The sequence below is a fragment of the Streptomyces sp. SID5785 genome, from assembly GCF_009870065.1.
Classification (GTDB): Bacteria; Actinomycetota; Actinomycetes; order Streptomycetales; family Streptomycetaceae; genus Streptomyces.
The window spans coordinates 1-9,584 of record NZ_WWIA01000077.1 but is presented as its reverse complement, the minus strand read 5'-3'; the positions used below and the strand labels follow the sequence as shown (position 1 = coordinate 9,584).

The following is a 9,584-nucleotide window of genomic DNA, read 5'->3' as shown; positions in this document are numbered from 1 at the left end:
GAGCCGCTGCCCGCGGCGGCGGAGCGGCTGCGCACGGCGCTGGCCGGCGCGGCGCAGGGACGCCTCGGTCTGGTCGTCGCGGAGGTCGACGTGCGCGTCACCGAGCTGCTCACGGAGCCGCTCGCCCCGCCGGCAGCCGACGCGGCGGCACCCGGAGTTCCCGCCGGGCCGGACGGACCGGACGAGCCGGACGGGCCGGACGTGCCGGAGGCGACATCCGGCGCCCCGCGCCCCGTACCGGCCGGGGACACGGACCGGGCCGTCGAGGCGGCGCTGGCGGTCCCCGGTGTGCTCCGGCCCGCCACGGCGCCGGTCGGCCTCGGTCGCAGCGTGCACATCGAGGAGCGCGCCGCCGGGGAGGGCGCGGCCCTGCCCCGCCGGCACGTCCGGGTCGAGCTGGTGCTGGCCCGTGACGCCCGCGCGCTCGATGTGGCGCGTGCGGTCCGGGAGGCCGTGGGCGCGGCGCTCCCGGACACCCCTACGGTCGCGGTGCTGGTGATGGGGTTCGGAGACCTCGGGGACTGACCCCGGCGAGGAGCCGCGCTCAGTCGCCGAGACCGGCGAGGTCGCGCAGTCGACGGCCCTGGGCGGCGCGCTCGGCGGCGCGCTGTGCGTCGAGCGTGCGCCCGGTGACGCCCTGGAGCAGCGCCTTGGTCTCGATGACGGCGTCGCGGGGCGCGGCCACGAGCGCGGCCACGAGGTCGCGGGTCGCGTCCTCGAGCTGGTCCCCGGGCACGGCGAGGTTGGCAAGGCCGGTGCGCACGGACTCGTCCGCGTGGACGAAACGGCCGGTCACGCAGATCTCCAGGGCGCGCGCATAGCCGACGAGGCCGACGAGCGGGTGCGTGCCCGTGAGGTCGGGGACGAGCCCGAGGCTGGTCTCGCGCATGGAGAACTGCACGTCGTCGGCGACGACGCGCAGATCGCAGGAGAGGGCCAGCTGGAAACCCGCGCCGATCGCGTGCCCCTGGACCGCGGCCACGGTCAGGATGTCGGTACGGCGCAGCCAGGTGAACGCTTCCTGGTACTCGGCGATCGTGGCGTCGAGGAACTCCTCGCCGCCACGGGCCATGTCGATGAAGGACGGCTCGCCCTCGAAGCCTTCGGGGGTGAAGGCGACGCGGTCCAGGCCGGCGGAGAAGGACTTGCCCTCGCCGCGCAGCACGACCACCCGCACGGAGCCCGGCAGGGAACGCCCGGCCTCGGTCAACGCCCGCCACAGCGCGGGACTCTGGGCGTTGCGCCTGTCCGGGTTGGTCAGGGTCACCGTGGCGACGGTGTCGTCGACGGTGAGCCGGACGCCGTCCTGGTCGAGCAGCGGCGCGGTACTGGTCATCTGGGCCTCCGGGAGTGCGCAGTCGTCAGCAGACGCGACGGCGGCACGCGGGAACGCCTGCGCGCCGAAGCGTAAGTGACTGCACAGTAACCTCCCGGGCGGTATGCGGACCGACCGGGAGGTCACCGACGGAGCCAGTGCACCGAACGAGCCGTAACGAAGAGCTGAGCCGGAAGCGTCAGCTCGCCGCGGCCTTCTTGCCTCGTGTGGCCCCGCCGCGACCGCGCAGCGTGACCCCGGACTCGCTCAGCATCCGGTGGACGAAGCCATACGAGCGGCCGGTCTCTTCGGCCAGCGCCCGGATGCTCGCACCGGAGTCGTACTTCTTCTTCAGGTCTGCCGCGAGCTTGTCGCGCGCGGCGCCGGTCACCCGGCTGCCCTTCTTCAGAGTCTCGGCCACCCGTGCCTCCTCATGGGAAGTGCGCTCTGGATTTCCCATGATCACCCCTCCCGGGCTTCCTGGCCACCCATTCGGCAAGGTCTGTAGACCCCCGATCCGGTCCTGCACGGGGATCCACACGAGTGGAATCCGAGGTTCCGCCAGGCTCCGACGGCGCCCGCGAGGGCCGGTACAAAGGAACCGGCAGGTCAGCGACGGCCCAGGCGCCCCAAGGGATCCACCGCCCCGGCCGGCACCCGGCGCCCGGCGGACACACCGTGGTACGAGGCGGCCTCACGCAGATGAAGGATCACGGCTCGGCCGAATGATCCATACGGAGTGGATCACCCGGGTCTGATCGCGATTCCGGTCAGGCTCCGGGTCACACCTCGGGGCACGCCGGGCCGGCCCGGGACGGGGCTCAGGCGAGGGCGACGAGGTCCGCGTAGCCCTGGCCCCACAGGTCCTCGACACCGTCGGGCAGCAGGATGATCCGCTCCGGCTGGAGCGCGTCGACGGCGCCCTCGTCGTGCGTGACGAGGACGACCGCGCCCTTGTAGGTGCGCAGCGCGCCGAGGATCTCCTCGCGGCTGGCCGGGTCGAGGTTGTTCGTCGGCTCGTCGAGGAGCAGCACGTTGGCCGACGACACGACGAGCGTGGCGAGGGCGAGACGGGTCTTCTCGCCACCGGACAGGACGCCGGCCGGCTTGTCGACGTCGTCGCCGGAGAAGAGGAACGAGCCGAGCGTCTTGCGGACGTCGACCAGGTCGAGGTCGGGGGCGGCGGAGCGCATGTTCTCCAGGACCGTGCGCTCCGGGTCGAGGGTCTCGTGCTCCTGCGCGTAGTAGCCGAGCTTGAGCCCGTGGCCCTCGATGACCTGGCCGGTGTCGGGCTGCTCGACGCCGCCGAGCAGCTTGAGCAGGGTGGTCTTGCCCGCGCCGTTGAGCCCGAGGATGACGACCCGGGAACCCTTGTCGATGGCCAGGTCGACGTCGGTGAAGATCTCCAGCGAGCCGTACGACTTCGACAGGCCCTCCGCCATCAGCGGCGTCTTGCCGCACGGCGAGGGCTCGGGGAAGCGCAGCTTGGCCACCTTGTCCTTGGCGCGCACCTCCTCGAGTCCCGCGAGGAGCTTGTCGGCCCGCTTGGCCATGTTCTGCGCGGCGACCGTCTTGGTGGCCTTGGCGCGCATCTTGTCGGCCTGCGCGTTCAGCGTCGCGGCCTTCTTCTCGGCGTTCTGCCGCTCGCGCTTGCGGCGCTTCTCGTCGGCCTCGCGCTGCTGCTGGTAGAGCTTCCAGCCCATGTTGTAGACGTCGATCTGCGAGCGGTTCGCGTCCAGGTAGAAGACCTTGTTGACGACCGTCTCCATGAGCTCCACGTCGTGGGAGATCACGATGAAGCCGCCGCTGTACGTCTTGAGGTAGTCCCGCAGCCAGATGATCGAGTCGGCGTCGAGGTGGTTCGTCGGCTCGTCGAGGAGCAGCGTGTCCGCGTCGGAGAACAGGATGCGGGCCAGCTCGATCCGGCGGCGCTGGCCGCCGGAGAGCGTGTGCAGGGGCTGGCCGAGCACCCGGTCGGGCAGGTTCAGCGCGGCGGCGATCGTCGCGGCCTCGGCCTCGGCCGCGTACCCGCCCTTGGTGAGGAACTCGGTCTCCTGGCGCTCGTACTGCCGCAGGGCCTTGGCCTGCGTGGCGCCGGCGCCGGTGGCGATGCGCTGCTCGTTCTCCCGCATCTTGCGCATCAGGACGTCGAGGCCGCGCGCGGACAGGATGCGGTCGCGGGCGAGCACGTCGAGATCGCCGGTGCGCGGGTCCTGCGGCAGGTAGCCGACCTCGCCGGAGCGGCTGATCGTGCCGCCGGCAGGGATGCCCTCGCCCGCGAGGCACTTGGTGAGGGTGGTCTTGCCCGCGCCGTTGCGGCCGACCAGGCCGATGCGGTCGCCCTTGGCGACCCGGAACGTGGCGTTGTCGATGAGGATGCGGGCGCCGGCGCGCAGTTCGATACCGGAGGCGGTGATCACGGTGGGTCTCCAGGACAGGATTAACAGCGGGTTGACAGGGCGAGGGCCGGTCGGCGCCGCTAATGCACCCAGAGAAGAAACGTCATACGACCCAGTTTAACGGTGGGATGCAAACGCTTTTCCCCCGCCGCCGTCCCGGCCCCGGCCGGGCGCCCCCGTCCCCCGTTCGGCCGCCGGACCGGGCCCGTCGGCCCTGGGCGCCCGAGGATGAGAGACGGCGGCCCCGGACCTCGGGACCGCACTCGGCGACTGGGCGGTGCGGCATGCAGTTCGACGACGACGCGCGGCTGGACACCTCGGAGGTCCAGGACGTACGGGGCAGCCGGGTCCCGGGAGGCAAGGCGACCATCGGCGGCGGTTTCGCGGGCCTGATCGCCCTGCTGCTCGGCCTGTTCTTCGGCACGGACCAGTTCGGCCTGTCCTCGGACGACTCCGGCACCCCGGCGACGAGCGTGTCGAGCGCGGCCCAGGTGCAGCAGCACTGCCGCACGGGCGGCGACGCGAACACCCAGCAGGACTGCCGGATCGTGGCGGTGGTCAACAGCGTCCAGGACTACTGGCGTGCTGAGTTCCAGCGGCGCCAGGGGCAGTACACCCCGGCGTCGACGAAACTCTTCACGAATCAGGTGACGACGGCCTGCGGACGAGCCACGTCCGCAGTCGGCCCCTTCTACTGCCCGGGCGACCGCATCGTCTACCTCGACCTCAGTTTCTTCGACGAACTGCGCACGAAGTTCGGGTCCAGCGGCGGACCGTTCGCCCAGGCCTACGTCGTGGCGCACGAGTACGGGCACCACGTGCAGAACCTGATGGGCACGCTGCAGCGCGCGCAGGACGGCCGCACGGGCCAGAACAGCAACGCGGTGAAGGTCGAGCTGCAGGCGGACTGCTACGCGGGCGTCTGGGCCCGGCACGCCACACGGACGCCGGACGAGTCCACGGGACGGCCGCTGATCTCGAAGCTGACCGACGCGGACATCCAGGACGGGCTCGACGCGGCCGCCTCCGTGGGGGACGACCGCATCCAGGAGAAGTTCCAGGGCCGGGTGACGCCCGAGTCCTGGACGCACGGCTCGGCCCAGCAGCGCCAGCAGTGGTTCTACCAGGGCTACAAGAGCGGCGACATGGCGCAGTGCAACACGTTCCGCTGACGACGCGGGCCGCGGGTCAGGCGCCGCCGGTGTGGACCTGGAACGCGGCCCGGCGGACGGCCTTGGCGAGGGCCGGGTCGGGGTGCGCGGCCGCGAGGGCGACCAGCACCTGCACGGTGCGCGGGTGGCCGACGGCCCTGACCTCGTCGATGAGCGCGGGCACCGTCGGCTGCACGGCGGACTCCAGGTGCCGTACGAGGAGCGGGGCCTCGCCGTGGTCGGCGACCGCCGCGGCGGTGTCGACCCACAGCCAGGTCGCCTCCTCGCGGGTGAGCACCGTGTGCACGTCCTCGGGGTCAGCGCCCTCGTGCTCGGCGAGCCACAGCAGGGCGTAGGCGCGCAGCCCCGGGTCGTCGGCCGCCTTGCGGACCTCGGGCTCGGCGGGGGCGCCGACGACGCGCAGGGCCTCGAAGGCGAGCCCGCGCAGCAGCGCGTCCTCGCCCCGGGCGGCGTCGATCAGCTCGGTGACAGCGTTGCCGACGTTCCGTGCGGCGAGCCAGGCCCGGTACTCGTCGCGGGCCGCCTTGGGCCGCAGCCGGGCACAGCCGCGCAGCATGTCCTCGGCGGCGACCTCGATGTTCCCCGCCGGGGACTGGGCGGCCACGCAGATCTGCTCCAGCCGGACCCACACCGCCCAGCTGCCGAGCGGGGTGAGCGTGGCCTGGCCGTCGGCGTAGGTGAGCGCTCCCACGGCGGCGAGGCCGCTGAGCGCCCAGTCGAGGAGCGGGAGCAGCGGGGTGCTCTCCGGCGCCTCCGGTTCGGGGCGGGGGCCGAAGGGGATCTCGCAGCGCTCGGTGCGCAGCTCGGTGACGCGCTGGTCGAGCAGGTCGAGGAGCTGGTCGCCGGCCACCGGCCCCGCCATCAGCTGGAGGAACGACAGCAGCTGCGGCATGGCCTCCACGGCCTCGGCGACGGCTCCGGCCTCCAGGCCGGGCGGCGCCGGGTGCACCAGCGACCAGGCGTCGAAGAGGGCGACCCAGCCGCGCAGCACGGCGGCGTCGTCACGGTCCCAGACGCGCAGCCGCCAGCCGGGGCGGGCGCTGTCGCCGTGCACCTCGACGAGTCCGGCCAGGCGTGCGGTGTCCCAGTCGGCGCGGACCCGGTCCACGGTGAGTCCGAGGTCGGCGGCGGCGCGCTGCGCGGTGGCGTCGGCGAGCGTGCCCTTCCCGTCGCGGGCGCCCATGTCGCTGCCGGGGCTGAGCGTGGCGTCGGCCCAGCGGGCGACGCGGACCGCGGCGGCGAGTCCCTCGCGGGCGGTACGGGCGAGCTCGGCCGGTGGCGGGGTGCCCTCCGGGGGCCGTGGGGCGGGTCGGCGGGTCGCCGTGCGCGGTGCAGGGGGCGCCAGCGGCTGGCGGCGGGGGCGGACAAGTCGGAGCCGGGAGTCGCGCGGGGTACGGGACGTCACTGGAGCAGTGTCCCCGTGACCCGGCGAATTCCCAAACGCGGGCCTGTGTTCGGCACTCGGCCCGCGGTTCGTGCCCGGCGCGGGGTCCTCGGCGCGGGGCCGGGCGGGCGGCCCTGGGCTCACATGAGGGGGGTCAGGAAGCGGCGCAGCGTCTCCTCGTACCGGTCCGGGTCCGCGTTCCACATCGCGTTGTGCGGGGCGTCGTCGACGGTGTGCAGGGTGACCAGGTCGGGGCGGGCGGCGGCCAGTCGCCGGGACAGCGCCCAGGGGGCGACCTCGTCGCCCGGGCCGTGCACCAGCAGGGTCGGCACGGTCAGTCCTGCGGGGTCGGCGGCCTCGGCGAGGGTGTCGCCGTGCAGTCCGGTGCGGCCCTGGGCGGCGCGCACGGCGAGCGGCATCAGGAAGCCGGGGCTGCGGTGGGCGCGGGCCAGGGCGCGCAGGGTGGTCTCCCAGCCGAGCACCGGGGAGTCGAGGACCAGGCCCGCGATGCGCTCACGCAGCGCGCAGTGGGCGGCGGCGTGCAGGGCCATGGCCGCGCCGGTGGACCAGCCGTACAGGACGACGCGGCGGGCGCCGTAGCGCACCGCGTAGCGGAGGGCCGCGTCCAGGTCGCGCCACTCGGTCTCGCCGAGGTGGTGCAGGCCGTCCGGGGAGCGGGGCGCGCCGAGGTCGCCGCGGTAGGCGAGGTCGAGCACGGGGAACTGGTGGCGGTGCAGGAACTCCATGACGTTCATGGGGTGTTCCCGGGTGGTGCCGAGGCCGTGCACGGTGATGACCCAGGTGTCGCGGGCGCCGGGCACGAACCAGGCGGGCAGGCCGCCGAGCTCGCCGGGGACGTCGATGTCGGCGTGTTCGAGCCCGAGGGCGGAGGCGGGGTCGCCGATGTGGACCTGCGGCGTGAGCCAGGCGTGGGCGCCGGGTTCGAGGGTGCCGTGGGTGACGCGCTCGAGCCGCCGTACGACGGTGTCGGCCGCGTGCGGGGCGCTCTCGGCGACGGGCCCGACGACCGCGTGGAAGCCGTCGCCGGCGAGCCCGTAGGTGCCGGGGCGCAGCGAGGCCAGGTCGCGGGTGAGCGTGACGTGTCCGGCGGCGACGGCGTGCACGGTGAGCCGTGGCTCGGTCGGCAGCGGGCGGCCTGCGGGTGCCTTCAGCGCGGCGTCGCTGACGAGCCGGCCGGCGGCGATGGCGGCGGCGAGGACTCCGGTCGCGGTGGTGACGGCAGCGGCCGTCGCTCTGGCGGTGCGCACCCGTCCAGTGTCTTCGCGGGCGGCCGCACTGGCCAGTGGGGCGGCCGATCCGGGTGATCCGCGGCGGCGCCGGTCAGCGGCCCTGCCCGTATCCGGCCAGCCGCTCGGCGACCTCGTCGAGCTGGGCCCCGGTCAGCAGGGAGGGGCTGAGCCCGGGCACGGAGCGCGCGGTCAGCCAGAGCCGGCACATCCACTCCAGCTGGGCGGTGCGGTCGTACGCGGCGGTGAGCGTGTCTCCGTATGTGACGGTGCCGTGGTTCTGCAGCAGACATGCGGTGCGGCCCGCCATCGCGGACAGCATGTTCTCGGCCAACTCCGGGGTGCCGTAGGTGGCGTAGGGCGCGACGCGGACCGGGCCGCCGAGGGCCGCGGTCATGTAGTGGACGGGCGGCAGCTCCGGGACGAGCGTGGAGACGGCGGTGGCGTGCACGGCGTGGGTGTGCACCACGGCGCGTGCGCCGGTGGTGCGGTGGAGCGCCAGGTGCAGGGGCAGCTCGCTGGTGGGGGCGAGGGTGCCGGTCCGGGTCCGGCCGTCGAGATCGACGGCGAGCAGGTCGCGCGGGCCCAGCCGGTCGTAGGGGACGCCGCTCGGGGTGACGAGGATCCGGGCCGCGTCGCCGTCGCCGACGCGCACGGAGACGTTGCCCGAGGTGCCGACGACGAGTCCGTCGGTGACCGTCCGACGGGCCGTCACCACGAGCTCGTCCCACGCCTGTTCGAGTTCGCTCATGCCGCGCATCCTGCCAGGCACCCGAACGGCGGCAGACACGCCGGGCCGTGGCCGAGATACCCGGCCCGATAGATCCGATATGTGCATATTTCGTACCGCAAGGAGTCCCTACCACGACTGGCTTGGCGACGACGGGCGCGACGGAGCCCTCCGGTAACCTCTGGGGGATTTGTCATGCACGTCGCCATCCGGGGGGAAATATGGCTCGTGATCACAAACCGTCCCGCCGTCGCGCCCGCGCCGCGGCCCTCACCTCCGTGGCCGCGCTGACGCTCGGGGGCACCGCACTCGCGGAACTGCCGGCCGAGGCCGCGTCCCGGCCCAGAGGACACGACGTCTCCTCGCACCAGAAGAGCGTGAACTGGTCGAGCGCGAAGAAGAAGGGCGCGAAGTTCGCCTACGTCAAGGCGACCGAGTCGACGAACTACCGCAACCCCTACTTCGGCCAGCAGTACAACGGCGCCCGCAACAAGGGCATCGTCCGCGGCGCCTACCACTTCGCGGTGCCGGACAAGTCCTCCGGCCGCGCCCAGGCCTCCTACTTCGTCCGCAACGGCGGAGGCTGGACCCGGGACGGCTGGACCCTGCCGCCCGCGCTGGACATCGAGTACAACCCGTACAGCAAGAAGCACAAGTGCTACGGCATGAGCAAGGGGAAGCTGGTCTCCTGGATCCGCTCCTTCAGCGACGAGGTGCAGCGCAGGACCGGGCGGCGCCCCGTGATCTACACCAACTACACGTGGTGGAAGAAGTGCACCGGCAACAGCGGGGCCTTCGCCTCCAACCACGCCCTGTGGCTGGCCCACTACGCGAAGACCGCGGGACCGCTCCCGCGCGGCTGGTCGTACTGGACTTTCTGGCAGTACGCGAACAAGGGCAGCCTGCCGGGTGACCAGAATCTCTTCAACGGCTCCACGGCCCAGCTCAAGCGGTTCGCCCGGGGGTAGCCCACCCCCCGCGGAACCCCGCGTTCCGGGGGCCCCGGGGCCCTCGATCCGGAACGACGGCGGCCGCCCCGCGACAAGCGGAGCGGCCGCCCTCCGCTTCGGGTCACCATGACGCCCCGCCCAGTTCATCTTCCGTTCACCCGGCTTGCCTACGTTCACCGTGCCACTGACGTCCAACCGAAGCCTGGGTAAATGGAACACATCACGCTGCTCCTCGCGATCGTGATCGTTACCGCACTGGTCTTTGACTTCACCAACGGTTTCCACGACACCGCCAACGCGATGGCCACGACCATCTCGACCGGCGCCCTCAAGCCGAAGACGGCGGTGGCCATGTCCGCCGTGCTGAACCTGGTCGGAGCGTTCCTA

Annotated in this window: 9 protein-coding genes and 1 pseudogene; 4 read left to right on the top strand and 6 right to left on the bottom strand. The window is 73.0% G+C overall.

Translation table 11 applies throughout. The features are described from left to right. A pseudogene (locus GTW43_RS02515) lies at positions 1-525 on the top strand (nucleopolyhedrovirus P10 family protein); the annotation flags it as partial. 19 nt (positions 526-544) lie between these two features. Here the strand turns inward: GTW43_RS02515 and GTW43_RS02510 are convergent. The 3 genes from GTW43_RS02510 to GTW43_RS02500 form a co-directional block, all read right to left on the bottom strand. Beyond that, positions 545-1,336: an enoyl-CoA hydratase/isomerase family protein gene (locus GTW43_RS02510; protein WP_161299897.1), complete on the bottom strand. Its 792-nt coding sequence runs from the start codon at positions 1,334-1,336 to the stop codon at positions 545-547. 178 nt (positions 1,337-1,514) lie between these two features. Next, positions 1,515-1,736 carry a helix-turn-helix domain-containing protein gene (locus GTW43_RS02505; protein WP_018533414.1) on the bottom strand — a complete coding sequence of 74 codons (222 nt, stop codon included), beginning with the start codon at positions 1,734-1,736 and terminating at the stop codon, positions 1,515-1,517. A gap of 400 nt (positions 1,737-2,136) precedes the next feature. Then, positions 2,137-3,735 carry an ABC-F family ATP-binding cassette domain-containing protein gene (locus GTW43_RS02500; RefSeq protein ID WP_161299896.1) on the bottom strand — a complete coding sequence of 533 codons (1,599 nt, stop codon included), beginning with the start codon at positions 3,733-3,735 and terminating at the stop codon, positions 2,137-2,139. Positions 3,736-3,998: 263 nt separating this feature from the next. Here GTW43_RS02500 and GTW43_RS02495 point away from each other — a divergent pair, with 263 nt between their 5' ends. Beyond that, a complete protein-coding gene (locus GTW43_RS02495) occupies positions 3,999-4,886 on the top strand; it encodes a neutral zinc metallopeptidase (RefSeq protein WP_161299895.1) in 888 nt (295 codons plus the stop codon). Between the two features lie 16 nt (positions 4,887-4,902). Here GTW43_RS02495 and GTW43_RS02490 read toward each other — a convergent pair whose 3' ends face one another. The 3 genes from GTW43_RS02490 to GTW43_RS02480 form a co-directional block, all read right to left on the bottom strand. Beyond that, positions 4,903-6,291, bottom strand: a complete 1,389-nt coding sequence (locus GTW43_RS02490) for a hypothetical protein (RefSeq protein WP_161299894.1) — start codon at positions 6,289-6,291, stop codon at positions 4,903-4,905. 119 nt (positions 6,292-6,410) lie between these two features. Then, positions 6,411-7,538, bottom strand: coding sequence for an alpha/beta hydrolase (locus GTW43_RS02485; RefSeq protein ID WP_161299893.1), 1,128 nt, complete (start codon positions 7,536-7,538; stop codon positions 6,411-6,413). 73 nt (positions 7,539-7,611) lie between these two features. After that, positions 7,612-8,268: a class II aldolase/adducin family protein gene (locus tag GTW43_RS02480; protein WP_202500944.1), complete on the bottom strand. Its 657-nt coding sequence runs from the start codon at positions 8,266-8,268 to the stop codon at positions 7,612-7,614. Between the two features lie 200 nt (positions 8,269-8,468). Here GTW43_RS02480 and GTW43_RS02475 point away from each other — a divergent pair, with 200 nt between their 5' ends. After that, a complete protein-coding gene (locus GTW43_RS02475; RefSeq protein WP_161299891.1) occupies positions 8,469-9,215 on the top strand; it encodes a lysozyme in 747 nt (248 codons plus the stop codon). A gap of 192 nt (positions 9,216-9,407) precedes the next feature. Further along, positions 9,408-9,584: inorganic phosphate transporter (locus GTW43_RS02470; RefSeq protein WP_202500943.1), on the top strand; the 177-nt coding region annotated here is incomplete at its 3' end.

What these genes read in the sequence shown, in the direction of transcription:
- GTW43_RS02510 (WP_161299897.1), bottom strand. Translation starts at nt 1,336, where the DNA reads ATGACCAGTACCGCGCCGCTGCTCGACCAGGACGGCGTCCGGCTCACC.
- GTW43_RS02495 (WP_161299895.1), top strand. Translation starts at nt 3,999, where the DNA reads ATGCAGTTCGACGACGACGCGCGGCTGGACACCTCGGAGGTCCAGGAC.
- GTW43_RS02480 (WP_202500944.1), bottom strand. Translation starts at nt 8,268, where the DNA reads ATGAGCGAACTCGAACAGGCGTGGGACGAGCTCGTGGTGACGGCCCGT.
- GTW43_RS02475 (WP_161299891.1), top strand. Translation starts at nt 8,469, where the DNA reads ATGGCTCGTGATCACAAACCGTCCCGCCGTCGCGCCCGCGCCGCGGCC.